Consider the following 26191-nt stretch of genomic DNA (forward strand, 5'->3'; position numbering starts at 1 on the left):
GCGCACACTCCATCCCCAGCCCTATTAAAAGCCCTATTACCAGGAGCCAGTCGTGACCAGACGTATGCGCATCGATGATCTGACCGATCTCGCGCGGCCGGAGCAGCCGTCGCTGTCGCCTGACGGCGCGCAGATCGCGTACGTGCTCCGCACCAGCGACCTGGACACCGATCGATCCGTGCGCAACCTGTGGCAGGTTCGGACCGCCGACGGTGTGGCCCGGCAACTCAGCCGCGGTGGCTCCGACTCGTCGCCGAGGTGGTCTCCGGACGGGACGCAGCTGGCATTCGTCCGTGCCGAGGACGGCCTCGGGCAGCTGTGGCGATTGCCGGCCGGCGGCGGTGAGCCCGAGCAGCTGACGACGTTGCCGCTCGGGGCCGGCACGCCGGTATGGAGTCCCGACGGAAGGAGGATCGCCTTCGGCGCGCCGGTCGACCTCGCCGCCGTACCGGGCGAGGACGACGCGGCCCGAGCCCGGCGGTCGAGCGCCCCGATCGTCACGGACCGGCTGGACTACCAGGCCGACGGAGCCGGCCTGCTGCGGACGATGCGCACGCAGCTGCACGTCCTCGATCTCGAGACGAAGCAGTGCCGCCAGGTGACCGAGGGGGACTGGCACGCCGGGGACCCGACGTGGTCACCGGACGGTGCGAAGCTGGCCTTTGCCGCAGCAATGGATGCGCGCGCCGACCTGACCTTCCGGGCACCGGTGTACGTCCTGGATGTGCACGACCCCAAGGCGACGCCGGTGCCGGTCGGCTTGGCCGACGGAGCGGCCGGCCCGGCCGTCTGGACCGCGGACGGTGCCGACCTGCTCGTCGTCGGCTACCGCGGCGCGCCGGTCGGCCACGCCGGCCTGTTGCGGGTCGCGGTCGACGGTGGCGCCGTCACCGACCTGGCCGCGTCGCTGGACCGCAATGTGATGCCCGGCGGTCCGGGCTACCCGGGGGCGGTGCCGGTGCTGGTCGACGGCGGTCGCACCGTGCTGTTCTGCGTCCGGGACCAGGGGTGCACCCACCTGTACGCGGTCGCCGTCGACGGTGGTGAGCCGCGACTGGTGCTCGGCGGAGACGGGCGCAACGTGTCGGGTTTGGCCGTGGCCGGGACGACGGCCGCAATCGTGCTGAGCACGCCGACCTCGTTCGGGGAGATCGTCACGGTGGACCTCGAATCGGGCGCCGAGACCGTGCGTACCGCCCATGGCGCGAACCACGCGGAGACCGAGTTGTACCCGCGGACCGAGCGCACGTTCAGGATCTCCGACGGCACCGCCGTGCAGGGCTGGCTGATCCGCGACCCGGATGCGGACTCGGCTCAGCCGCTGCTGCTCGATATTCACGGCGGCCCGCACAACGCGTGGAACGGCGCGGCGGATGACGCTCACCTCTATCACCAGGAGCTTGCCGCCCGTGGCTGGTCGGTACTGTTGCTGAACCCGCGCGGCAGTGACGGCTACGGCGAGAGCTTCTACAACGCCGCGCTGGGCGAATGGGGCCTCGCTGATGCCAAGGACTTCCTCGAACCGTTGGACGAGCTGGTAGCCGAGGGCCTCGCTGACCCGAAACGACTGGCGGTCACCGGGTACAGCTACGGCGGCTTCATGACCTGTTACCTGACCGGTCGTGACAGCCGGTTCGCGGCGGCCGTCGCCGGTGGCGTGGTCAGCGATGTCACGAGCATGGCGGGCACGTCGGACTCCGGGCACTTCCTCGCCGAGTACGAGCTGGGCGGCCTGCCCTGGGTGCAACGGTCGCGCTACGAGTCGATGTCGCCGCTCGCCCAGGTCGAGCAGGTGAAGACGCCGACGCTGATCCTGCACGGCGCTGATGACGTGCGGTGCCCGGTCGGTCAGGCCCAGCAGTGGCATACCGCCTTGCGAGAGCAGGGTGTGCCGACCCGGCTGGTGCTGTACCCGGGGGCGTCGCATCTGTTCATCCTCGACGGCGCGCCGTCGCATCGACTGGACTTCAACCGGCGGGTGGTCGAGTGGGTCGAGCAGTATGCGGGCAGTGTTCGCCGGCCGCATATCGACGCCGCGCACTGGCAGCGCCGGCTTGCGGTACTGGCCGCCCGGCATCGGATTCCCGGTGCCTCGTTGGGAATCCTGCGGGTACATCCCGGCGGCGGCGACGAGCTGACCGAGGCGTCTTTCGGCTTGCTCAACAAGGACACCGGTGTTCAGACGACCGCGGACTCGCTGTTCCAGATCGGCTCGATCAGCAAGGTGTGGACGGCGACGGTCGTGATGCAACTCGTGGACGAGGGGCTGCTGGACCTCGACGCGCCTATCGCCGAGATCCTTCCGGAGCTGCGCCTCGCCGACCCCGACGTCACCAAGCAGGTCACCATGCGGCACCTGCTCACGCATACCAGCGGCATCGACGGTGATGTCTTCACCGACACCGGTCGCGGGGACGACTGCCTGGAGAAGTACGTCGCCCGGCTCGACGAGGTGGCACAGAACCATCCCCTGGGTGCCACCTGGTCCTACTGCAACTCCGGGTTCTCGCTGATTGGACGAGTTGTCGAGAAGCTGACCGGGACGACCTGGGATCAGGCGATGCGCGAGCGGATCTTCGTCCCGCTCGCCCTGGGGCACACCGGGACGCTGCCCGAGGACGTGCTGCTGTACCGCTCAGCCATCGGCCACACCGCGGAAGGGACCGCCGAGCCGGCCAGGGCGCCGGTCTGGGGCCTGCCACGCTCGCTGGGGCCGGCTGGCATCATCAGCTCCACCGCCGCGGACGTCCTGGCCTTCGCACGGCTGCATCTGAACGCAGGGCGAGCCCCGGACGGCAGCCAGGTCCTGAGCGAGACGGCGGCAGCGGCCATGACGGACAAGCACGCGGACCTGCCGGACAAGCACACCCTGGGAGATTCCTGGGGCCTGGGATGGATCCGGTTCCTCTGGAACGGGCATCGCCTCATCGGCCACGACGGCAACACCATCGGCCAGGCCGCGTTCCTGCGGCTGCTGCCCGAGCAGGGGCTCGCGGTCACGTTGCTCACCAACGGGGGGGATGCCCGCGACCTGTATCAGGACCTGTTCCGCGAGATCTTCGCCGAACTGGCCGACGTCGCGATGCCGTTGCCACTGGCGCCGCCCGCGCAGCCACCGAGCGTGGACGTCCATCGGCACGTGGGCACCTACGAGCGAGCCGGCGCGCGGATCGAGGTGCTCGAGCGCGCCGATACCCCGGTGCTGCGGGTGACCGTCACCGGCCCCCTCGCCGAGCTCATGCCCGATACCGTCGAGGAGTTCGACCTGACACCCGTCGACTCGACCGGCGACCTGTTCGCGATTCGCGATCCCGGCGCTCAGACCTGGACACCGGTGACCTTCTACGCGCTGCAGGACGGGCAGCGGTACCTCCATTTCGGCGCGCGGGCTACTCCGAAGGTCGACTGAGATGGCGTTGCCCGCCGTCCTCGACCGGCTGGAATCGATGTTGCCGGGCATGCTGAGCGACCTGGAAACGCTCGTTGCGTGCGAGTCGCCGTCCGCTGACCTGGCCGCGGTGGCGGCCAGCGCGGAGGTCGTGGCCCGGGTCGGCTCCGCCCGGTTGGGTGTGGAGGCCGAACGAATCGTCATAGCCGGACGCACCCACCTGCGGTGGCGAGTGGGCGCCGGGCCGTCGCGGGTCCTGGTGCTCGGCCATCACGACACCGTCTGGCCGATCGGCTCCCTGGCCAGTCATCCGTTCTCGATCATCGACGGGGTGCTGCGCGGGCCCGGCTGCTTCGACATGAAGGCAGGCGTGGTGATGGCCTTCCACGCGATCGCCGCGCTGGCCGACCCGTCCGGCGTCACGCTCCTGATCACGGGGGACGAAGAGGTCGGCTCGCCGACGTCACGTGCGCTCATCGAGGCCGAGGCGGCCGGGTGTGTCGCCGCGTTCGTGCTCGAGGCGTCCGCGGACGGCGGTGCGGTCAAGATCGAACGCAAGGGGGTGTCGCTGTACGAGGTCGGTGTGCGGGGCCGCGCGGCGCACGCCGGGCTCGAGCCGGAGCGCGGCGTGAACGCCACCACCGAGCTGGCGCACCAGATCCTCGCGGTCTGCGCGTTGGCCGACGCCGATCGAGGGACGAGCGTGACACCGACCCTGCTCTCGGCGGGCACCACCTCCAACACTGTTCCGGGCGCGGGGTGCCTCAGCGTCGACGTGCGGGTGCGCCAGGTGGCCGAGCAGCTGCGGGTCGACGCGGCCATGCGCGCGCTGCAACCGGTGGTCGCGGGCGCCCGCATCGAGCTGAGCGGTGGCCCCAACCGTCCGCCGCTGGAGCGCGCCGCCTCCGCCGAGCTGTTCGGGCGCGCCGTGGAGGTGGCCGACCGGCTCGGATTGCCACCGCTCACCAGCGCCTCCGTCGGAGGGGCCTCGGACGGGAACTTCACCGCGGGAGTGGGAACGCCGACGCTGGACGGCCTGGGCGCGGTGGGCGGCGGTGCGCACGCCGACGACGAGCACGTCCTGGTGTCCGAGCTTGCCCCCCGTGCGGCGTTGCTGGCCGCACTGCTGGCCGATGTGCTCACGTCGCGGACCACCAATGCCCACCACACCTCTGGTGCGAACCAACCATGACCGGAACCGGCGGGTGGGCCAGCATGGAGCCTGTGACTGATCTGCATTGCGACGCCGCCGGCACGCCGTTCGGCGCCGACGTGGCTGCCCGAGCTCCCGATGCGGCTGTGCGGGCTGCCGATGCGGCGGCGCGCGCGGCCGGTGTGCAGGTCCGAGAGATCAGCCTGCTCGGCGAACTCGACGCGGTGTACCGGCTGTACGCCGACATCTGGCGGCCGGAACCGAAGAACCCGCCGGTGACCAGCGAACTGCTCCGCGCGTTCAGCAAGGCCGGCAACTACGTGGCGGGCGCCTTCGACGGCGACGCGCTGGTGGGTGCGTGCGTCGGTTTCTTCGGTGCCCCGGCGGACGGGACGCTGCACAGCCACATCGCGGGTGTCCCGGGCGCGGCTCGCGGCCGGAACGTCGGCTTCGCGCTCAAGCTGCACCAGCGGGCGTGGTCGATGGTGCGTGGCGCCTCGACAGTGGCCTGGACGTTCGACCCGCTGGTACGCCGCAATGCCTACTTCAACCTCGTCAAGCTGGCGGCACGACCCGCGGAGTACCTGACCAACTTCTACGGCGGCATGCACGACGCCATCAATGGCGGTGACGACAGCGATCGGCTGTTGGTGCGCTGGCACCTCGACGCCCCGTCCGTGGTCGCGGCCTGCGCCGGCACCTCGACGGCCGCGGACGCCGGCACCGAGCGTGCATCCGGTGCCACGATCGCGCTGGACGTCTCCCCGCTCGGTGGTCCGGTGCTCGGCACGCCGGACTCCCAGACAGTGCTCGTCGGGGTACCCACGGACATCGAAGCACTGCGGCTCAGCGATCCGGGATGCGCCAAGGACTGGCGCATTGCGGTGCGTGAGGTGCTCGGGCACCTCATCGCAGAGGGCGCCCTCGTCACCGGATTCGACCGCGCCGGTTGGTACGTCCTGCACCGGCAGAACACAGCGAGTGGGGACAGTAGATGAAGCTGACAGGCGTCGAGCTCCGACGCATAACCATGCCGCTGGTGGCACCGTTCCGTACCTCGTTCGGAACCCAGACCAGCCGCGATGCCCTGCTGTTGCGCGTCGTCACCGGCAACGCCGAAGGCTGGGGCGAGTGCGTGGCCATGTCGGACCCGCTGTACTCCTCGGAGTACGTCGATGCGGCAGCGGATGTGTTGCGGCGCTACTTCATCCCCACGCTGGCCGCCGCCGACCGCCTCGATGCCCATGCCGTCGCGCCGGCGCTCGCGAAGTTCCGTGGCCATCGGATGGCCAAGGCCGCGCTGGAGATGGGCGTGCTCGACGCTGAGCTGCGGGCCGAGGGCCGCCCCCTGTCGCGCGAACTCGGCGCGGTGCGCGAGCGCGTCCCGTGCGGAGTCTCCGTCGGCATCATGAGCTCGATCCCCGAACTGCTCGACGCGGTGGCGGGCTATCTCGACGCGGGTTACGCGCGCATCAAGCTGAAGATCGAGCCGGGCTGGGATGTGGCCCCGGTGGCTGCGGTGCGAGAGCGCTTCGGCGACGAACTGCTGCTGCAAGTGGACGCGAACACCGCGTACACCGTCGGTGATGCTCGGCACCTGGCCCTGCTCGACCCCTTCGACCTGTTGCTGATCGAGCAGCCGCTGGACGAGGAAGACCTGCTCGGCCATGCCGAGTTGGCTCGACAGATTCGCACCCCGGTCTGCCTGGACGAGTCCATCACGTCGGCGCGCACCGCGGCCGATGCGATCCGGCTGCAAGCCTGCGCGATCGTCAACGTCAAACCGGGGCGGGTGGGCGGTTACCTGGAAGCTCGGCGCATCCACGACGTCTGCGTCGCGCACGGCGTCCCGGTGTGGTGCGGTGGCATGCTCGAGACCGGACTCGGGCGGGCCGCGAACCTGGCGCTGGCCGCGCTGCCCGGCTTCACGCTGCCCGGTGACACCTCCGGATCGGATCGCTACTACCGCACCGACATCACCACTCCGTTCGTCGTACGGGAGGGTCAGCTCGACGTGCCGACCGGGCCCGGGATCGGTGTGGAGCCGCTGGCCGCTGAGCTGGCTGCCGTCACTACCAGCACCGAGTGGCTGCCGCTCTGAGGGATCCATCCGAACGGACCAAGTTCGCTCCCACCCTTGTGACGATCCACCAACTAGGCTGCCTCCGAGACTCCTACGGTCAGGAGGTGCTTGCCTCGGTGAACATCACCCCACGTGCCAGCCTCGGTCGGGTGATCGACGACCTCGGCGCAACCTTGCTCGACCTCGTACACGGCAAATCCGACAGTCGGGAAGACATCGGCGGCATCGTCATCCATGACCCGGTCGATGCTCCCGTCCTGCCGCGGCATGCGCTGGTGCTCGGTGTGGGGCTGCAGGATCCAGCCGAGATCGCCCTGCTGCTCGATGAACTCGGCACGCACGAGGCGGTGGCTCTCGTCCTGCGTGCTCCGGTACCGGTCGATGGCGTGGTCGCCGCCGCCGCCGAAAGCTCGGGGGTCGCCGTGCTCGCACTGACCCGCGGCGCGTCCTGGGCACAGGTCGCGGCGATGCTTCGCGCGCTGCTCGCCGAGGGTGACGTCGGCGTGGACGGACCCGAGACCCTGGGCGGCATGCCCTCCGGCGATCTGTTCGCGCTGGCCAACGCGGTCGCCGCGCTGCTCGACGCCCCGGTCACCATCGAGGACCGGAGCTCGCGGGTGCTGGCCTTCTCCGGCCGGCAGGACGAAGCGGACGCTTCCCGGGTCGAGACCATCCTCGGCCGGCAGGTCCCCGAGCGCTTCTCGCGGTTGCTGACCGAACGCGGAGTGTTCCGCGACCTCTATCGCAACGACGAGCCGTTGTACATCGAACCGATTCCACTCTCTTCGGACGAGTTCACCCTGCCGCGCGTTGCGGTTACGGTCCGCGCCGGCGACGAGGTGCTCGGTTCGATCTGGGCCGCGGTGCGCGAGCCGCTGAGCGAAGAGCGCTCGCAGGCTCTGCGTGAGGCCGCCAAGCTCGTTGCGCTGCACATGCTGCGCATCCGCGCCGGTGCCGACGTCGAGCGCCGGTTGCGCGCTGATCTGGTGAGCACCGCGCTCGAAGGCGGGGGCGGCGCGCGGGAGGCCTTGAATCGGCTCGGGCTCTCCGGTCAGCCGGTTGTGCTGCTGGCGCTGGCAATTCTCGATCGTGCGGACGACGAGCCGTCCATCGACGGCGACACCAGCCTGGCGACCGAGCGACAGCGCCTCGCCGACGCGCTGGCCATGCACCTCAGCGCGGTGCATCCCCGTTGTGCCGCGGCACTGGTCGGCGACGTCGCCTATGGGCTGGTGCCTGTGCAGGGTGACCAGGTCGATGGCGAGGTACGAGCGGTGCGGATCGCCAGGGACTTCATCGACCGCATCGGCGAGCGGGTCAGCGCGGTGGTCGGCGTCGGGCCGGTCGTGTTCGACGCCGCACAGCTCCCGCATGCCCGGTCCAGTGCCGATCGCGTGCTGCGGGTCTTGCGCACGGGGCACCGAGCACAACGGGTAGCTCGGCTGGCCGACGTCCACGTCGAGTCGCTCGTACTCGAACTACGCGACCTCGTCATGTCGCGCGGCGACGAGCCGACAGGCCCCCTTGCCCGGCTGTTCGACTACGACGAGCAGCACCACACGAATCTCGTCGAGACGCTGCGCGCCTGGCTGGATGCCTTCGGCGACGTCGCGGCGGCAGCGGCCTCGGTTTACGTCCATCCCAACACCTTCCGCTACCGGCTACGCCGGCTCGGACAGGTGGGCGGCATCGATCTCAGTGATCCGGATGCGCGGTTCGCGGCCATGCTCCAACTCAAAGTCATCTCGCTGAAGGCTGTGACCGACGGTTAGTAGCCGGGAACCAACTCCGCCGGATGCCTTCTGCGCGACGCACATATCCCGCATCGCGCCCCGGTCCCACCATTGAGCCAGCGCTGAATCGGCGTCGTGGCCACCAGTGCCACCCGGGTCAGCTCGTCGGCTTGTGTGCCGGCGATCGCAACGTCGAGGAGAAGCTGTGACACCACCAGTCCAACAGGATGCGCTCGTGGAGCGGGTGCGGGAATTGGCGACCGAGCTCGAGGTGCCCGGCGTCTCGGTGGGTGTGGTGATCGACGGCGCGGAGCAGTATGCCTACCACGGAGTGACGAGCACGAAGAACCCGTTACCCGTCGATGAAGGCACTCTGTTCCAGTTCGGCTCGACCGCCAAGACGTACACCGCGACGGCGATCATGCTGTTGATGGAGCGCGGCGAGCTGGAGCTCGAAGCGCCGGTGCGCCGTTACCTGCCGGAGTTCGCGCTGCAGGACGAGGACGTCGCGCGCCAGGTCACCGTGCTGCACCTGCTCAACCACACCGCCGGGTGGGAGGGCGACCTGTCCGACAACACCGGCGACGGGGACGACGCGTTGGAGCGCTACGTCGCGCTCATGAAGAACATCCGGCAGGTCGCGCCGTTGGGCGCGACGGTGTCCTACAACAACGCCTCGCTGTCGGTTGCGGGGCGCATCATCGAGAAGATCACCGGCACCACGTACGAGGCCGCCATGCGTGAGCTGGTGCTGTCCCCGCTCGGCATGGACGACACGCTGTTCTTCATGACCGAGATCATGATGCGCCGGTTCGCGGTGGGGCACTCCCAGGAGGATGACGGCACCATCGCGCCGGCCCGCGTGTGGGCCATCCCGCGCGGCAACGCCCCGGCCGGTGGCATGGTCGCTACAGCGGTCGACCAGATCCGTTGGGCCCGGTTTCACTTGGGCGACGGGCGCACACCGGACGGCACCTCACTGCTGAGCGCCGAGTCGCTCAGGCGGATGCAACAGCCCACGGTGTCGATGCCGGGCAGCGCGATCGGTGATCACGTCGGCATCAGCTGGCTGCTGCGCGACGTCGACGGCACGCGGCTGGTCACCCATGGCGGCACGACGGTCGGCCAGCATTCCGAGTTCGTCCTGTCCCCCGAGCATGGTTTCGCCTTCATCTCCATGACCAACTGCGGTCCCAACGGGCCGAAGTTCAACGACGAGCTGCGAAAGTGGGCGCTCGAGCACTACGTGGGCGTCACCGAGCGGGAACCGGAGCCGGTCCGCCTCAGCAACGATGCCCTCGCCCCGTACGTCGGTAGCTACGAAACCATCGTGATCAACTGCGAGGTCGCCATCCAGGACGGTCAGCTGGTAGCGCGTATCAAGGTCAAGCCCGAGATGGCCGAGACGCTTCGCGAAGCGGGGCAGGATCCCGACGAGCCGCAGCCGGACCTGCCGCTCGGAATGCTGTCGGAGGCGGGGGACCGTTACGTCATCACGGACGGGCCGGCCAAGGGCATGAAGGGCTACTTCTCACGCGATGCCGCCGGCAACGTGAACGGTGTCCATCTGGGCGGCCGCCTGGCCACGAAGGCGACGAGCCTGGTGTCCTGAGTAGAACTTCCTGAGTAGGACTTTCCTGAGCTGGACGGTCGCTTCTCCCTCGTGCTCGTCGCCACGGCACGCACGAACCCTCAGCGCGGCGCTGCTCGGTAGCGGTGCACCGGCCTGCCGGTGTTGCCATACTCCAACTCGAGCACGACCAGCCCACGACGTTGTAGGTCAGTGAGGTAGCGCTGGGCGGTCGGCCGGCTGACCCCGACCGTGCTCGCCACCCTGGACGCCGCCATCGGCTCAGCCGAATCGAGAACCACCTGAAGGATCTTGGTCATTGTCGGGGGTAGTCGGAGTCTGGCCGCATCCGATGGTGACGGTCCGCGCAAGAGGTTGTACAGGTTGTCGATTCTCGCCTGGTCGGCCTGGCCACCGCCAGCCGACGATACCTGTTCGCGCCACTGCCGGTACGACTCGAGCTGGTTCCGCAGTTGCGCGAAGCCGAACGGCTTGACGAGGTAGTACACCGCGCCCAGGCCCATCGCCGCTCGAACGGATTCCAGATCGCGCGCGGCCGTGATGAAGATCGTGTCGGGGGGCTGCCCGGCCGCGGTCAGCGAACGCAGCAGGCTGAGACCGTCCTCATCAGGCAGGTAGATGTCCAGGATCAGGAGGTCCGGTCGCTGCTGTTCGATCAGCATGCGCGCATCGGCAGCCGAATGTGCCTCGCCGACGCACTCGAAGCCGTCGATGCGTTCCACGCTGGCAGTGTGGGGGTCAGGGGTTCGAGTCCCCTCAGCTCCACCACTCGATTTAGACCGGTTTAAGCCGGTGTATGCGTCCGGAATCTTGCCTTATGTCTGATTACACATGCGCCCGATTCGTCCGTGTTACTCGCCGGTACTGGAGCGAAACTGGAGCATGGGTTTCTGCCACCTTTCAACAGGGTCAGGAACTCGGCGAAACAGGGTCAGCAATCGGGAGCAGTCGCCGTGATGTCGGCTTGCATCACCGGGGCCGGCAGGACGCCGGTGGCTCGTCCAGCTCGGCAAGATCCAGTCGACTTCGGACCCCTCGCCCTTAGTCGAAGTTCAACCTTGCCGGCGTCGAGGTGTCGAGGCGTTGCGCCGTGGAGCTACGGGGGCCCTGGCACCTTGCCGATCGCGCCTTTGAACCATGGCGCTCGAGAACGGCTCCTCTCTGTCAAGCGGTGGCCGTTGATCTAGCTGTGCTGGTGTCTTCGGCTTGGTCGAGGAGGTCTTGGTGGAGCGTTTGGTCGGCGTCGAGGACCTCGATGCCGACGAGCCGGCCGTCTTTCCAGTCGAGGATTGCTGTCGCGCTGCTGCCTTGCGGGGCGGCTGCGATGACGGTGTCGCGGCCGGCGCCGAGTTCGTCGCCGGTGAGGTGGATGTAGGCGGCGTTGGCGTCTCGGTCGTAGGTGATCCGCACGCCTTGATTCTGCTCGCTTGGTCGGCGAGAAGCTGGCGATAGACGACGTCGGAGAGTCGTCGCTTGAGGCAGCGCAGTGCTTCTTTCGGGGTCTTGCCCTCGAGGCGTTTGTGTTCGTAGTAGCCCCGGCCGGGGCTGTTCGGCTGGCGGATCTAGGTCACGGCCATCATGTGTAGGGCGTGATTGATACGTCGGTTTCCGGCTCGCGAGAGCCGGTGCCGGACTTGCTCTCCGGAGGAGGCGTCGATCGGCGCAGTGCCGTTGTAGGAGGCGAAGTGGTCCTTGGTGGGGAACCGCTCGACGCTGTCAACCTCGGCGAGGATGCGCCCGGCGATGACCGGTCCGACGCCGTAGAGGTCGGCGAGGTGAGAGCCGGTGCTGGCGACGAGATCTTCGATCTGGCCGCGGATCGTCTTCATCTTGGCGTCAAGGGCGCGGATGTCGTCGAGGTGCTGATGGGCAAGGTGCAGGCGGACGAGGGCCACGGGGTCCTCGGGGCGGAGTTTGTCCAGCAGCTGCTGGGCTCTGTTGGCTTTGAGACCGCGGTGGGTGCCGCCCGGGGTGAGCTCGGCGAGCAGGCGATGGAAGCGGCACACGGCCTGGGTGCGCAGCGCGCCGAGTTCGTCGCGGCGGTCTGATAGCAGCCGCAGGCTCGTCAGCGTGCCGTCGGCGCGGACGGCGGCGACGCCGCCGCTGTTCAGCGCCGCCAGGCCGATCGAGACCGCGTCATCGACATCGGTCTTGCGGCCGTGGCCTTGGGAGTAGACCCGCACTCGGGCTGCCAGCTTGGCCGGCACGTCGAGCACGAGCTCGCCGTCGCCGACCAGACGTTGCGCCAGGGACCGGCCGGCGCCGTGGCATCCCTCGACCGCCCACCGCCGTTGCTGCCAGCGCCCGCTGAACTCGCGTAGTTGCCGGTAGCCGGCAGTGGTATTCGCGAACCGCTGAGTGGCGATCATGACCTTGGTGACCGGATCCATCACCGCCGCTGTGTTGCTCGCCTTGTGCGGGTCGACGCTGATCATCACATCGTCATCCACGCTCTCACCTACTGAATCGATCGGACAGGGCTTGGCGAGGAGGGCAATGCAACTACCGGCAGAGCAAACCTCTCTTGAGCCACAACCTCACGGGGTGGACCCGGACGGGCCGCAGGCCGTTCGTGAGCCAGAACGCCACCAGGACGACGGCAGCCGATTCGCGAGCGAGCCCGACCAGGTCCAACGCCTGAGGGTGCTGCTCCCAGGCTCCCAGTGTCGAGTAAAACAAGTTGCCGACTATGCGCGGGCCCGCTCGTCGCCATGACGAAGGCCGCGACGTCGATATGCGCGGTCTGAAGACCAACGATTGCGCGCGTGGGTCATCCCCCTCGACCGAGTACGCGCGGCCATCGCCGTCCGTCCACGGCCGTTTCGGACTCTCTCGCCATTGAATCGGCGCGGCGTTAGCAGGAACAACTGATTCGGATCTCGTTGCGGGCTTGGTGTCGGGGAACGATCGGAATCGCGGCCGAGCGTCGGTCCCCGGAACGCCTAGCGCGCCTACATACACCGCCTCGCTCCTCAGTGCGCGTCGATCTTGCTCAGTGTCACGCGGAAGCCCATTTCCTGTAGCCGAGCGACGACCTCGCGCAGATTTACCTTGCTGAAGAACGGCAACGCATCGACCGGCGCGCGCCCGTTCCATCGTTCGGCGATTGCGTAGGCCACCTCGAACTGCGACGTCTGGATCGGCTGTTCGGTGATGAAGGTGAACCCGGACTTGGTGCCGCGAACCTCGCGGATCTTCTGTTGGGCTGCCCGCCGGAAGTCAACGCTGGACTGGAGAAGTTGGGCCGACACCAGTCCCTGGGCGAAGAGGTGGCTGAGGTCGGCCGAGCCCAAGTGCCGTTTGACGTGGATGAGCTGGCGATCGGTGCTCAACAGGTCGCAGATCTCGATCGCGGTGGTCCGGGCAGGGATGCGGACGGTCTGCTTATCCAGCAGCAGCAGCGCCGGATCGTTGGCGGCGGCGATGTTGTAGTCGCCTTCGACGGTAGTGCGGGTGGTAGGCGTTAGCACTCGACTGGAAGGCGCGATCGCGCTGATCGCACGGTCGAGTTCATCCACGTAGTCGCTGCTGACTCGGTAGAAGTCGCCCTCGTCCAGGACGTAGGTGCAGCCACCGTGCTGGATCTCGGCGACTAGGCACCGCCAGATACCCCACTGGTACGTGCTGTCGCCGTTCTCGTCGACCGCGTGCACCTTCTTCGGGCGGCAGCCACTCGGCGTCGAGTTCGTCGGGGTCGAGCGAGCGGAACAGGCCCGTCAGGTAGTCAAGCAGCCGCAGGTCGGGCCGGATGACCGCCGCGCGGGCTCGGCCCTGGGGACGGTCGAAGTGGAACCGGAACCCGACGACCTGGTCCCAGTCGACGATCTCTGGTGGGGCCAGGGAGACGCGGGTGGTGTCCCCGGCACGCAGATCCGCGACGACCGCCTCCTCGAGCTCCGGCCTGATGATCGGGTCGGTGACTGGTTGCAGGTCATCGATCCAGCTGAACCGGTCATTGTAGTCAACGCGGCGGCTCGCGGTCTCGATGTCGCGGCACAACCGGCCAATCTCGCCGATGGTGATATCAGAACTGAGGGTCACGGAGTCACCGCCACCGACACGGCGGCCCCAGGAGGCGTGATCGGCGGGAAGCCCGTGCGCCTTGCTAACGACATCGCGCAGACGGTTGACGTCGAACACCTCGAAGTCGGCGAGATCGCTGGACTGATCGCGCGAGCGCAGCACGGTCGGGCCTCGACGTTTGCTGTCCACCGCCCGCAGCCGCGCGCTGTCATCCGCCCCGCGCGGGTACATCAGGTTCAGTGACGCCCGCAGCCCGTACCCGCGCTCGTAGGCATCGGCACGCAGCAGATGCCGGCCCATCGGTCCGAACGCGAACGCGAACAACACCGACCGGCGGCGGTAGCGCGGGTCGCGGATTCGGACGACCAGCAGCGCCGAGGGCGACCCGCTGCGGCCGAGCGCGAGATCGGCGAACCCTTGCTGCAGGAACGCCGCCCAGCCCGGCACGTGCGTCTGGGTCGGAGCCGAGTACACGACGGCGGTGAAGCCAGGGCGCCGCAGCGCCGGCGAGCGGACCACACGGCTGGCCGCTTCATCGGCCAGCAGCGTGTCGAAGTCGGACACCACCGCGCCGTCGACGAACGGGCGGATGCGGTAACACGTCAGTGCCGGCATCGCTTTCCCCCGCAACTTCGCATCGTGTCGAAGACTCAAAGCGGTCACCATACCAGTTTGATCTGGTACTACCAGACTTAACTGGTACGATTGGGCAGTGGAATCTTTTGCGGCCCGAGTGGAAGGAGCCCGTGTCCGCCTAGCCCTAAGCCAGGAGGCCTTAGCTGCGCTCGTAGGCGTGAGTCAGCAGACGGTCAGCAACTGGGAGAAGGGAGTCGCCCAGCCGAGGGCGGCAAAACGCGCCAAGTTGGCTGACATCCTCAATCTCGATGCGGATGAGCTTGCCGTTGCCGACTCCGATCAGGTGTCGACGCTGCCGATTGAGGCGGTCACGGCGGTTTCACCCGCTAGTCCGTCGCTCCCGGTTCGCCCCCTCGCGCCGGTCTTGCCATTCAACGCCGGACTCACCGCCGACGAGTTCGAGCGCCTCGTTGCCGATTTGGCCGCCCGACACTTCGCGGGCAGTCAGGTCGCACAGCTTGGCGGTCAAGGAGATGACCAGCAGGGCTACGACGTCTTGGTCGTAACCGCGGACGGTCAGCGGATTGGCATCCAGTGCAAGCGTGAGGAGAGCTTCGGTCCGGCCAAGGTCATGAAGGCCATCGGCGAGGCCGAACTAGCGGTCGATGAGTCGGTCATCGCTCTTGGGCGGACGGTGACGGCCGCCGCCAGGTTCGAAGTTGATAGGCACGCCCACTGGCAGATGTGGGACCAGGCCGATCTGTCGAGGATGATCCGGCAGCTCTCGCCCGACGTCGCACATCAGGTCGTTCGTACCTACTTCCCGAGTCACGTCGAGCCGTTCCTTGGGATCAAGCCGGCGAGTCCGTGGATGACCGCGGACGAGTTTTACCGTCCGTCGCCTCGGACACCGCTGGATCATCGTCAGCCTCTGATTGGCCGTCAGACGCTCGTCGAAGCGATGGCGGCATGGGCGACGGGTGCGGCGTCATGGCCGGTGGGCGTCATGTATGGCCGTGGCGGTCTCGGGAAGTCCAAGCTTCTGTGGGAGGTTGCGACTCGTCACTACGAGTCCGAGGTCAACTTCCGCTTCCTGGCGGTCGGCCAGCAACCGACACCGTCCGACTTCGAGCTTTTGCCTCGTTCTGGTCGGCTCATCCTTGTCCTTGATGACGCGCACGCCGTCGATCGCATCGCCGGCACCGTCTCCCAACTCTGGCAGTTCCGGTCCGACGCACTCTTCCTGCTCGCGTCGCGTCCGTACGGCGAGACCCAACTGCAAACGGAGGTGTGGGCGCTCAACCAGAAGTTCGATCCGTCGGCGACGTGGAAGCTCGACGATCTAACTCAGACCGAAGCCATCGAGCTAGTCTCCGGCCTCCTCGACCGCCCCGCGACCGACCCGTTCACCAAGCAACTCGCGGCCATCAGCGCTGATTGCCCGTTCCTGGCCGTGGTCGCGGCCGATCTTCTGAAGCGGGGAGAACTCGCTGGCATGACGCTGGCCTCGGATGCCGCTCTGCGCGACGAGGTTTTCCAACGCTTCTCCGTCCAGATGACCGGCGGTACGACCGGCGCGGAGGCGGCCCAACGTCGGGATGTTCTCACGGCCATTGCCGCGTACCAACCGGTGAGGCTGGACGATGACGACTTTGTTGCCGCCATCTCCACCGTGACCAAGATCGAGTCGTGGGACGTGGTCAACGGCCGCATCTACGAGCTTGAGGACGCCGGACTAGTCCTCCGTCGCCGAACGAACGCTGTCCGAGTTGTGCCCGACATGTTTGGCGACATCTTGCTCGGGCAGGCCGCTTACGACACGAGGTCAGAACGCGCGACCACGTATACCTCGCGCGCCCAAGAGGCGGCCTCTGGCGCTCCTCTCCAACATTTGCTCGTCAATGCATCCCGCATGGACTGGCAGGTCCGAGACGGTCGTCCGGCGCAGGCCGACATGGTTGGCAGTCTGTGGGAGACCTTGCGGACAGAGGTGCTCGGGGGCTCGTTCGACCAGCAGGTGTCGCTCCTCAAACTCGTTGCCAAGATCGCCTACTACCAACCGGACCGCGCGCTGGGATTGGTGCAGGATGTCCTCGCGCTCGATGTACCCGAGCAACCGGACGTGAGCAGCTCGGAGTGGAAATGGGCGGCAACCCGCATCGACGTGGTTCAGGCTACGGTGCCGGTGCTGCGCAACGTGGCGTACCACCTGGAGCACTTGCGCCCCGCGCTTGAGATTCTCTGGTCGCTGGCGCAAGAGGACACTCGGCCGACGAACCAGTACCCCGACCACCCGCTGCGGGTCCTGCAGCACATCGCAGACCTCGGCACCGGTAAGCCGTTCGTCTACATCCACGAGGTTGTCGACGCCGCGACTGAATGGTTGGACTCCACATCCGAGTTGTCGCCTCTTGAGGTCATGAATCCGATCCTCGCGACCGAAGGAACAGATGAGTCGTCGAGTGATCTCACGCTGACGTTCCGGACCTACGGGATCGATCCCTCGTCGGTACGGGATGTACGGGATCGGGTAGTAGAGCTGGCCTTCGAACAGGCGGTCGGCGAGGGCGTGTTGGCTGCCGATCGGGCGATCAAGGCTCTAGAGCAGGCGATCAGGTTCCCGATGGGCATGTTTGGCCGGCAACCAAGCCTCTCTGAACGCGAGGATTGGGGGGCGACTTTTGTCCCGATCATCGAGCGCCTCGGTGAGATCGGTGCCGATCCTGCCCACGACCCCGCGGTACGCATCGCCATCCGCCAGGCGGTCGGCTGGCATGCCGAGCACTCCAACATTGTCGCGACGAAGGCGGCCGCTCAGGCAACGCTGGATGCGCTGGTACGGACGCCGGAGGACGATCTTGCGCTGTGTCTTCACGATGGCTGGGGTCATATGGCGATGCGGAGCGGCCTGAGCTTCGAGGAGGCCGATGCCGCGCGGGTCAAAGAGTTCCGGCGAGTCGCGGAGGTCATCTCGACCGACCAGACCAAGCGAGAGGTTCTCGATCAACTCGAACGTCGGCTCCAAATCGAGCACGACACCTCGACCGGCAACAGTAGCGCCGGACGCTTCCTAGCTGACTTCTTTGAATTCAACCGCTCTGCTGCCACAGCCCTATGCGGGTTGGTCGCGGACCCCGGTGCCTACCCGCAGCTGCGCGGTTACGCGCAGCTTGCGCTGGGAGCGCTCGCCAACGCCGATGACCCACGAGCCATCGAGTTCGCCGCGTCCATGCTGCGTGGGGACGACGCGCGACTCCAATCAGCGGCCGCCATTGCGCTGTCATGGAATCGTGGTCGCCGGAGCACGACCTTGCCGGGCGAGGCCGAGCTTCTGGGTCAGATGGCAGCTCATTCGAACGACAACGTCCGTGCGTCAGCTGGGCGGGCAGTCTTCTTCATCGGGGTCGTCGACAAGGCGGCAGCCCTCGACCTGCTCTCAAAGATCGAGTTCCGAGGTAATCCAACGATCGCCGCCGAGGGGCTCACTGCGTTCGGTCCGGGTGCTCCGCTGTCGTGGTCCGACACCGACAGACCCCTCCGGAGGAGCGTTCTTAAGCAGCTCCTGGATTGCGCGAACCTGAATGAGTACCAGCTAACGAACGCGATCAGTCAGCTCTCGGCGATCGACCCCGTGCGTGTCACCAAGTTCCTCATGGCGCGCGTTGACGAGCGCGCCAGGCGGCAGGACTACAACTACGACGCGTTGCCGTATCACTGGGACCCAACGCTGAAAGTCCACGAGACCAACGAACTCGCGCGCTGTCTCACCGAAGTTCGGGAGTGGATGACGAAGCGAGGCCACGACCGGAAGCACTACTTCATGCAGGACGACGCGGCCGACCTGTTCAAGCTCGTTGCCGGTGGCTGGAACGACCAAGCGTTGGTTACACTCATCAACCTTAGCGAGCCGATCACCGAAGAGAAACTGGTGGCGGTCGCGCGCATCATTGGCCACGCTCCGGTCGCCGTTCTCCTCAGCCAAGTCGACGTCGTATCCAAGTTGCTACGACGCGCCGACTCCCATAGCAAGGCGACGGGTAAGCTGGTGGCAAACGCCCTTCTACCAACAAACTATGGCGTCTTCACGATGTGGTCCGGAGAGCCTCCGGCCAAAGACGTGCAGGAGCGCGATAAGGCTCGCCAGCTCGCCTCCGAGCTGGCACGTGGCTCGGTCGAAAGCCGGTTCTACAGCTCACTCGCTGATGCGGTCGAGAACCGGATGAGGTTCGCGGAGCGTCAGGACGAGCCACGATACGACGGGAGGGACTGGTGATCCTCACGGCCGACACCGCCGCCATCATCATCTTTGTCTTGGTCGCTGGTCTGGTCGTGCTGTGGCGGCGTGGTATCTAGGCGCCCGATGCCTGAGGTTCCTTTGTCATGTGCGTCCTGCGCGGGGACGATGAGACCCGGCCGAGTTGATAGGCACAACAAGTAAGGATTGATTGCGGGACGGCGCCGCCGCCCGCGTTGAGCGGCGCGGTTTATTTGGCGCCCGGGAAAGCATCGAGCCGTCGATCTGTGCGGCCTGGGTAGCGCGAGTGCGGGCGCGATATCGACGGTTATCGCCCTCCCGAGGCGGCCAATATAACCAATCGCTACGCGGGTCGGTCCCTGCTGCTGACAATGTCCTTCGCTTCCCCGAGCCCAAACGCTTGTCGGTACGAGGAGAGGAACGATTGCCGTGCGCTCTGTCGTGCGGCGTTAAGGGGCTCATCCGGATTGAGGGTGTAGCTGTGGGCGCGTCGGTGCGGGGGTGAGGGTCGAGGTCTTCCGATGATGGAAGTTCTCACGCTGCCCAGCCGGAAGACCTCGACGTGCCTGACGCTACCTTCGTTTGTCCTGATCTGGACTCGTTCTGTCGGCTTGATGAGCTGGGTCTGCTGGTTGTGGGTCAGCGTCTGGATGCTGATCGTGCGGTGCTGGCCTGCCGTGTCGTCGAGGGTGAGTTCGATGGGTGGTGTCGACGCTGCGGCGGCGAGGGTGCTGCGCGGGACACGGTCACCCGCGAGCTGGCTCACGAGCCGTTCGGTTGGCGGCCGACGACGTTGCTGGTCACGATCCGTCGCTTCGGCTGCGTGTCGTGTCGTCACGTGTGGCGGCAGGACACCAGCCGGGCGGCCGAGCCACGGGCGAAGCTGTCGCGTCGGGCGCTGCGGTGGGCGTTGGAGGCGATCGTGTGTCAGCACCTGACGGTCGCCCGGGTCGCCGAAGCTCTCGCGGTCACGTGGAACACCGCCAACGACGCGGTCCTGGCCGAAGGAAAGCGAGTGCTGATCAACGACGCTGACCGTCTCGACGGCGTCAGGGTGATCGGCGTCGATGAGCATGTGGTGCGCCACACTCGCCGTGGCGACGAGTACGTCACCGTGATCATCGACCTGACCCCGGTGCGAGACGGCGCTGGGCCGGCGCGGTTGCTGGACATGGTGCAAGGCCGCTCCAAGCAGGTGTTCACGGGCTGGCTGCAAGCCCAGACACCTCGGTTCCGTAACGGGATCGAGGTAGTGGCGATGGACGGGTTCACCGGTTTCAAGACCGCCGCCGACGAACAGCTGCCCGACGCGGTCGCCGTCATGGATCCCTTCCACGTCGTGGCACTGGCCGGCGACGCGCTCGACCGCGCCCGGCAACGCGTCCAGCAGCAGACCTGCGGACACCGCGGCCGCACCGGTGACCCGCTCTACGGCATCCGCCGGGTGCTGCGCACCGGCGCGGACCTGCTCACCGACAAGCAACGTGCCCGCCTCAGCGCTGTATTCGCCGACCAGCGGCACGTCGAAGCCGAGGCCACCTGGGGCACCTACCAGCGCATCGTCGCCGCCTACCGCGACCCCGACCGTGCGGCCGCAAAGAAGGCCGTGACCGCGGTGATCACCTCGATCAGCGCGGGTGTCCCGAGACAGCTCACCGAGCTGATCACCCTCGGCCGCACGCTCAAACCTCGAGCCGCCGACGTCCTGGCCTACTTCGACCGCCCCGGCACCAGCAACGGGCCCACCGAGGCGATCTGGCGCCTGGAACACCTCCGAGGCTCCGCCCTCGGCTTCCGCAACCTCACCTAACTACATCGCAAGATCACTACTCGAGACCGGCGGCTTCAGACCGCGACTACACCCTCAATCCGGATGAGCCCCTTAAGGATCATCTGTGCTGCGTTCGAAGGGAGTTCCGCCTGCGCAGATCGACGGCTATGGCATGCCGGTGCATGCGGCGAGCCAACGGTCGGACGCTCAAGTCCGAAGCGCGGAGGGATGAGGCTGACGGATTGTGCAGTAGTCGCGTCCGCGGCGTGATCGTTTCGAGTGGCCGCCGCGGGCCCCGGACCTCGTAAGCGTCTTAGCGGCGCGGCAGCGACAAGCTGACCGCCGAACGAACTAACTCAGTCCCAGCACAGGCAGAACGGGTGGCCAGCCGGATCGAGGTAGACGCGGAACGTGTCGCCCGCCGCCTCGCCCGGCTGCACCGCATGCTTCGTTGCTCCCAGGCCAAGCACCTGGGGCTCTACCGCCTCGACATCGTCGACGGTCGCGTCAAGGTGAAACTGTTGTGGCCGCTCGCCCGTCGGCCAGGTTGGCGGAGCAAACTCCTCAGCGAGCTGGAACGGCAGTCGCAGACCGTCGACAGTGAGGACGACCCAGTTGTCCTCGGCGGCGGTGATCTCCCCGCCAACAACAGCCCGATAGAAATCAGCCAATAACCGGGGATCGGGACAATCCAGAACGACAGATCGCATTCGAGCCAGGGCCATGGTCAGACACTCTGCCACGCGTCGACGACGTGTTTGGGTGCGTCCCCCAGAGTCAGCCCACCGCGCGCCGAGAAATCCATCGGCGCGACTGTCGGCACGAGTGTTGGGGGAACAGATCGACGGTTCGGAGGTCCAAAGCGCCGGCTGACGTACATACCGCGGCATGCGAGCGCGGTAGCGCACAGGCGGATGATCGGATGAGGGCCAGCGGAGGACGGCATCTCGAAGGGTGGCCGGCTCAGTGCGCCTACGGTAGTCGTAGCTGTGAGCCTTGCGCCGGCCTCAGGGCTGGGAGTTCAGAACGGCGACTTCTGGCGCTGGGTCGAAGCGGTGTTCAACCAGCCAGCGGATCGCCCGCAGGCTTCGCAATGACCACCAGGCGCGGATGACGTCGAGGTCGAGGTCGATGTCGCTGCCGTAGCCGGTGAGGACGTCGTTGAGGTGCTCCTGGTGTCCGAGGGTCAGGGTGGCGAGGTCGAATAGGGCATCGCCCCGGCCTGCTTCGGTCCAGTCGATCACGCCGGTGATCTCGTCCTTGTCGAGGAATACATGTGCGGCCTGCAGGTCGCCGTGCACGAATACCGGTGTCCACGGCCGGAGCGCAGCTTCAGCGATCCGGCGGTTGCGCATGACCTCGGTGGTGGGAAGGACGCCGCTCGTGACGAGCCACCCGCATGCGTCATCGAGCTGCGATTCCAGCTCGTCAGGGCTGCGGCCGGGCCATGGCGGCAGTGGCGCGTCGTGCAGCATCCGGGCGGCGGCACCCGCGTCGGCCCAGGCCGCCGGTGACGCGGTCGACGGCTCGCCGAGGCGGCCGAGTGCCGTCCCTGACAGGGCCGCGAGCGCGAGCACCGGCGGCTTTCGCCACAGGACCTCCGGAGTCGGGATGGGCGCCATCGCCATCGCCTGGACCTCGACGTCGGTGCGCCGCTGATCAGCGTCGATCTTCAGGAACACGTCACCGACGCGCACGGTCGCGCAGTCATGATGGGCAACGACGACCTCGACCTTTTTCACGTCGCCCATCATCGCGGGGATGATCCTTGACGTCACCGGATTTACCGCCTACTGCGCGCGGTTGTACGCGGCCCGCTCGAGCGGCACAAATCTGACAGACGTGGGACGTTCTCCTTCGGCACACACGTCGTTATAGACGGTGACCGGCGTGATCAAGGAACTCACCCTTCTACTCAGCGAGCGCGAATAGGCCCCGCAGGTCGTCGGCAAGTTGGCTTGTATTGGCTGCTTGGCCGGCCCAGCAGAACGACGGACCTCGCGTCTGCCACCGCCGACGCCCCTGGTGACCCTTGACGCAGGCCGGGCTCAGGTGTGCCGCCACGGGGCGTCATCACACGACGAGTTGGCGATGGCCTTGTCCCAGCGGTCTTGTAGGGCTTGGAGGAGGCGGTGTTCGACTTCGTCGGCGACGTGGGAGTAGGTCTCTTGGATTTTGTCGGGGAGAATGTGGCCGAGTCGGCGGGATTGCGCGATCTCGGGGAGGCCGTCGGCGATCATCCAGGTCTTGTGGCTGTGTCGCAGGCCGTGGAAGGTGAGCCCGGGCACGACTGGCTCGGCGATGACGGCGGGTTTGGCTGGCCGCCCGTTACGGGTCGTACCGGTGTCCGTGGCCTCGGCCGTCGCGGCGGCGGTCGGTTCGGTCAGCGTGCGGCTGCGGGTGGGGGTGCCGTCGGCGGCGGGTCGGGTGGCGCGGCGGGCGAAGTTGCTGCGGCGGTGCCATTGCCGTTCGGGGGTGACGAACACGTATTCGGCGTCGACCTGGTCGAGGTGGCGGCGTAGCAGGGGGATGAGGAACGGGGGGAGGGTGATCCGGCGTGCGGAGGTGGGGTTCTTGGGCGGGCCGAGCCACAGCTTGCCGCCTGCGCTTTCGTGTAGCGTGCCGGTGTCGGGGTTGATGGTGAGGTACCCGCCGTCGAGGTGGACGTTGCGGCGGTGCAGGCCGGTGACTTCGCCCCAGCGCATCCCGGTCCAGGCGGCGGTGGCGATGAGCATCGCGCCCCACGGGTGGTAACAGTCCGCGGCCTGGTCGGCGACGGCGAGCGCCTGCTCGGGGGTGGCCCAGACCTTCTCGGCGGGGCGGCCGGTCCGGCCGCGTCCGCGGCGTCGTAGCTGGGCGGGGTTGTAGGCGATGAGCCGCTCGGCGACGGCGTCAGCAAGGATCATCGTGAACAGTTTGGTGATCCCGGAGACGGTGGCCGGGGCGAGGCCGTCGCTGCGCAGTGTCTTGGCCCAGGCGGTGACTTTGATGCTCGAGATGTCGGCGAGGCTGGTGGCTCCCCAGCGGGGCAGGATGTGGCGGCGCAGCATGCCGCGATAGTTCTCCTCGGTGCGGATGTCGACGTCGAGGGCGGGCAGCCAGTCATCCACCCAGTCGGCGAGGGTGGTCTTGCCGCGGTGGGGGTCGATGAAGATGCCGGCGCGTTGCTCGGATTCCATGTCTGCGGCGGCGTCCTGGGCTGCGGTCTTGGTGGTGAAGCCGTAGACCGAGCCGACGGAGCCGTCGTCTTTCCAGTACCGGACTCGCCAGGAGCGGGCGCTGACGCGTTCTGCCCAGGCCATGTGGTGCCTCATTTCGTTGTGGTGTGGGGCGCGGGTGGCGCCGACGTCCATGCACGCTCGACCTGCCGGGAAGGTCAAGTCCCCGCGCAGCGGTTTCGCCGGCCGATGGTGGTCGGTCGGGGTAGGCGGGCGCCGGCGTCGGCGATCGCGGTCAGATCGCGGCGGGAGAAGCGCAGGTGTTTGCCGAGGAACGTGCAGGGGATCAGCCGCTGCCCGGCCCGCTTGCGCAGCCAGGACTCGGGCACGCTCAGCAGCCGCGCCGCCTGGGCCGGGGTGTAGAGCAAGGCCGCGTCGGCAGCTGCGGGTTCGCCGGGCTTGGCACTGGCGGTGGCTGTGGGGCGGGGGTTCACGCCGCCGCCTGCTGGGCGTGGCCTCCGGTGGCGGTTGCCGGCGCGTGTGCGATCAGCGCGCGCAGGGCGGCGGTGGCTTGTTGTGGGACGACGCCGTTGCCGAGGATGCGCAGTTGGGCGGTGCGGGGCAGGTCCAGGTTGGTGACGTACCCGTCGTCCAGGCCCATGAGCCATTCGACGAACCTGGGTGCGAGCCGGGGTCGTCCGGCCCGGCCGGGTTCGACCGGGTCGGGTGCGGCTCGTCCGAGGACGGTTTCCCAGCGGCGGATCGCCGGCTCGTACGGGCCCCACGCGATATTGCTGTTCGCCTCGGTCGGTGCGGTGGGGAGTGGTCGGGGTTGATGCAGCGTTCCCGTAACCGTTCGGAGGGCGCGGGTGGTGGTGGGGTGTCGGGGCCAGGCGAGCAGGAATACGCGTGCGCGGCGGTGGGGTGCGCCGATGTCGCTGGCGCGCAGGCTGGTCCAGAAGCAGTCATAGCCTGCGTGGTGGAGTTCGGCCAGGACGATTTCCAGGCCGCCGCCGCGCCATCGCAGCGCGGCGACGTTCTCGATCACCACCAGGCCGGGTCGCAGGGTGTGGATGGCGCGGATGACGTCGAAGAACAGTCCGCTGCGGGTGCCTTCTTTGATGCCGGCTCTGCGGCCGGCGGCGGAGATGTCCTGGCAGGGGAAACCGGCGGTCAGCACGTCGACGCCCGGCACGTTGTGCCAGTTGACGGTGCGGATGTCGCCGAGATTCGGCACCCCTGGCAGCCGGGTGTGCAGGAGGGTGCTGACGTGGGGGTCGGGGTCGGCGACCCAGGCGACCCGCCCGCCGCCGAATGCGGCGAGCGTGGCGTGGTCGAGTCCGCCGTAGCCGGTGCACAGTGACCCGACGGTCACGCTCACCGTTCCATCTCCCCGACGCGCCCGGTAGGTCCGGCGAGTGATTGGGCGACGCCGGGCAGGAGAAGTTCGTGGGAGCGGGCGCCGGAGCGGGACCGGTGCCCGCCGAGGGCGTCGGCGACGCTCGGGGTGGGCAGCAGCCGCGCGGCGTCGGTGAGCGTGACGCACCCAGCGGGAATCGCCCGGCCCGAGTGCTGCACGGTCTGGATCGCCGAGGCGCGGGCGTCGCCCGCGGTGGGGGTGGGCAGCAGGTGGACCGCGCTGCTCAGGGTGAGGTCACCGGAGCTGCCGTGCTGGTGCGGGCTGCCCTTGGTCGCGTCGCTGGCACGCGGGGTGGGCAGCAGCGCGACGGCCTGGTTGAGGTCGACCCCGTTCGGGTTGGGGTCAGCGCCCTTGCCGTCGCGTGCCCGGGGTGTGGGCAGCAGGGTGCGAGCGACGGCCGTGGTGAGGTCGTCAGCCCCGGCGCCAGGTCGTGTGGCGCGGGCGTAGTCGGGGCCAGCGTCGGCCAGTTTCGCTTGCGGGGTGGGCATGAGTGCCCGGACCTGGTTGCCGAGGCCGGAGGTGTGCGAGCGGCGGTGGCTGCCCGCGTTCGGCGCCTCTGGTGAGGTGTCCGGTGTGGACAGGCAGTGCCCGTCGGTCGGCGGCGTCGCGAGGACAGCTTCCGGCGCGGGGAGTGCGTACGCGGCGGTGCCGTGCATCGCTCCGTGCGGCGGCCACGACGTGCCGCGCGTACCAGTCCGCCGCCCGGATCGCGAGGGTCCGGGTATGCCGGTCGGGATGAACGCCCGGCCGTGCAGGCGAGCGAACGGGACCGTCGGGTTCGGGGTGCCGGTCATGTGAGGCACATCCCGGCCGTGCCGCGGCCGAGGGAGAGCACCGCGAAGCCCCCGCTCACGCTGCCTGCCCCGACGACTCAGAGCGCGCACGGCCGGCCGTGCGGGTCGCGGTCGAGGCCAGTACGACATCACCCGGGTTCGTTCGGTTGCGAGTTGGGCTTGAGTGCCGCTTCTTCGGCAGGAACCGAGTGTCTGGCTGGTGGGACATGCGGCTGCTCCGTTGCGATAGTTCTTCGGAATTTGTGA

General features: G+C 67.9%; 17 protein-coding genes and 2 pseudogenes. 8 read left to right on the plus strand and 11 right to left on the minus strand.

Annotation, left to right across the window (positions count from 1 at the left end; translation table 11 throughout):
* The first annotated feature begins 52 nt into the window (after positions 1-52).
* The 6 genes from RM423_RS17015 (at position 53) to RM423_RS17040 (ending at position 9969) form a co-directional block, all read left to right on the plus strand.
* Positions 53-3409 (plus strand): serine hydrolase, encoded by a 3357-nt coding sequence (locus tag RM423_RS17015; protein ID WP_311424241.1) that lies wholly within the window; start codon positions 53-55, stop codon positions 3407-3409.
* A gap of 1 nt (position 3410) precedes the next feature.
* Positions 3411-4580 (plus strand): M20 family metallopeptidase, encoded by a 1170-nt coding sequence (locus RM423_RS17020; RefSeq protein WP_311424242.1) that lies wholly within the window; start codon positions 3411-3413, stop codon positions 4578-4580.
* A 23-nt stretch (positions 4581-4603) separates the two neighbouring features.
* Positions 4604-5539: a GNAT family N-acetyltransferase gene (locus RM423_RS17025; protein WP_396327756.1), complete on the plus strand. Its 936-nt coding sequence runs from the start codon at positions 4604-4606 to the stop codon at positions 5537-5539.
* Positions 5536-6642 (plus strand): o-succinylbenzoate synthase, encoded by a 1107-nt coding sequence (gene menC, locus RM423_RS17030; protein WP_311424244.1) that lies wholly within the window; start codon positions 5536-5538, stop codon positions 6640-6642. Before RM423_RS17025 ends, menC begins: the two co-directional genes overlap by 4 nt.
* An 86-nt stretch (positions 6643-6728) precedes the next feature.
* Positions 6729-8396 (plus strand): PucR family transcriptional regulator, encoded by a 1668-nt coding sequence (locus RM423_RS17035; RefSeq protein WP_311424245.1) that lies wholly within the window; start codon positions 6729-6731, stop codon positions 8394-8396.
* Positions 8397-8562: 166 nt separating this feature from the next.
* Entirely contained in the window at positions 8563-9969 is a 1407-nt protein-coding gene (locus tag RM423_RS17040) for a serine hydrolase domain-containing protein (RefSeq protein WP_311424246.1), read from the plus strand.
* 80 nt (positions 9970-10049) lie between these two features.
* Here RM423_RS17040 and RM423_RS17045 read toward each other — a convergent pair whose 3' ends face one another.
* The 5 genes and pseudogenes from RM423_RS17045 to RM423_RS17065 all read right to left on the minus strand — a co-directional run.
* Complete coding sequence (locus RM423_RS17045) at positions 10050-10670, minus strand: response regulator (protein WP_311424247.1); 621 nt, start codon at positions 10668-10670, stop codon at positions 10050-10052.
* A 442-nt stretch (positions 10671-11112) separates the two neighbouring features.
* Positions 11113-11358: a DUF2283 domain-containing protein gene (locus RM423_RS17050; protein WP_311424248.1), complete on the minus strand. Its 246-nt coding sequence runs from the start codon at positions 11356-11358 to the stop codon at positions 11113-11115.
* Positions 11359-11510: 152 nt separating this feature from the next.
* Entirely contained in the window at positions 11511-12398 is an 888-nt protein-coding gene (locus RM423_RS17055) for an IS110 family RNA-guided transposase (RefSeq protein WP_311424249.1), read from the minus strand.
* A 522-nt stretch (positions 12399-12920) separates the two neighbouring features.
* A complete protein-coding gene (locus RM423_RS17060; RefSeq protein ID WP_311424250.1) occupies positions 12921-13601 on the minus strand; it encodes a DUF6119 family protein in 681 nt (226 codons plus the stop codon).
* Positions 13602-13668: 67 nt separating this feature from the next.
* Positions 13669-14637, minus strand: a pseudogene (locus RM423_RS17065) (DUF6119 family protein); the annotation flags it as partial.
* A gap of 67 nt (positions 14638-14704) precedes the next feature.
* Between RM423_RS17065 and RM423_RS17070 the strand changes: the two are divergent.
* Together RM423_RS17070 and RM423_RS17075 are read left to right on the plus strand one after the other, a co-directional pair.
* Positions 14705-18820, plus strand: a complete 4116-nt coding sequence (locus tag RM423_RS17070) for a helix-turn-helix domain-containing protein (protein ID WP_311424257.1) — start codon at positions 14705-14707, stop codon at positions 18818-18820.
* A gap of 544 nt (positions 18821-19364) precedes the next feature.
* Positions 19365-20679, plus strand: a pseudogene (locus RM423_RS17075) (ISL3 family transposase).
* Positions 20680-20929: 250 nt separating this feature from the next.
* Here RM423_RS17075 and RM423_RS17080 read toward each other — a convergent pair.
* The 6 genes from RM423_RS17080 to RM423_RS17105 form a co-directional block, all read right to left on the minus strand.
* Entirely contained in the window at positions 20930-21298 is a 369-nt protein-coding gene (locus tag RM423_RS17080; protein WP_311424251.1) for a VOC family protein, read from the minus strand.
* Positions 21299-21580: 282 nt separating this feature from the next.
* A complete protein-coding gene (locus tag RM423_RS17085) occupies positions 21581-22315 on the minus strand; it encodes a phosphotransferase family protein (protein ID WP_396327760.1) in 735 nt (244 codons plus the stop codon).
* A 306-nt stretch (positions 22316-22621) separates the two neighbouring features.
* Positions 22622-23875 carry a tyrosine-type recombinase/integrase gene (locus tag RM423_RS17090; protein ID WP_311424253.1) on the minus strand — a complete coding sequence of 418 codons (1254 nt, stop codon included), beginning with the start codon at positions 23873-23875 and terminating at the stop codon, positions 22622-22624.
* 74 nt (positions 23876-23949) lie between these two features.
* Entirely contained in the window at positions 23950-24225 is a 276-nt protein-coding gene (locus tag RM423_RS17095; RefSeq protein WP_311424254.1) for a helix-turn-helix domain-containing protein, read from the minus strand.
* Entirely contained in the window at positions 24222-25112 is an 891-nt protein-coding gene (locus RM423_RS17100; protein ID WP_311424255.1) for a DNA cytosine methyltransferase, read from the minus strand. The genes RM423_RS17095 and RM423_RS17100 overlap by 4 nt, the downstream gene beginning before the upstream one ends.
* Entirely contained in the window at positions 25109-25945 is an 837-nt protein-coding gene (locus RM423_RS17105) for a hypothetical protein (protein ID WP_311424256.1), read from the minus strand. The genes RM423_RS17100 and RM423_RS17105 overlap by 4 nt, the downstream gene beginning before the upstream one ends.
* Positions 25946-26191: the final 246 nt, after the last annotated feature.

It is taken from the genome of Jatrophihabitans lederbergiae (assembly GCF_031845305.1).
GTDB lineage: Bacteria > Actinomycetota > Actinomycetes > Mycobacteriales > Jatrophihabitantaceae > Jatrophihabitans_A > Jatrophihabitans_A lederbergiae.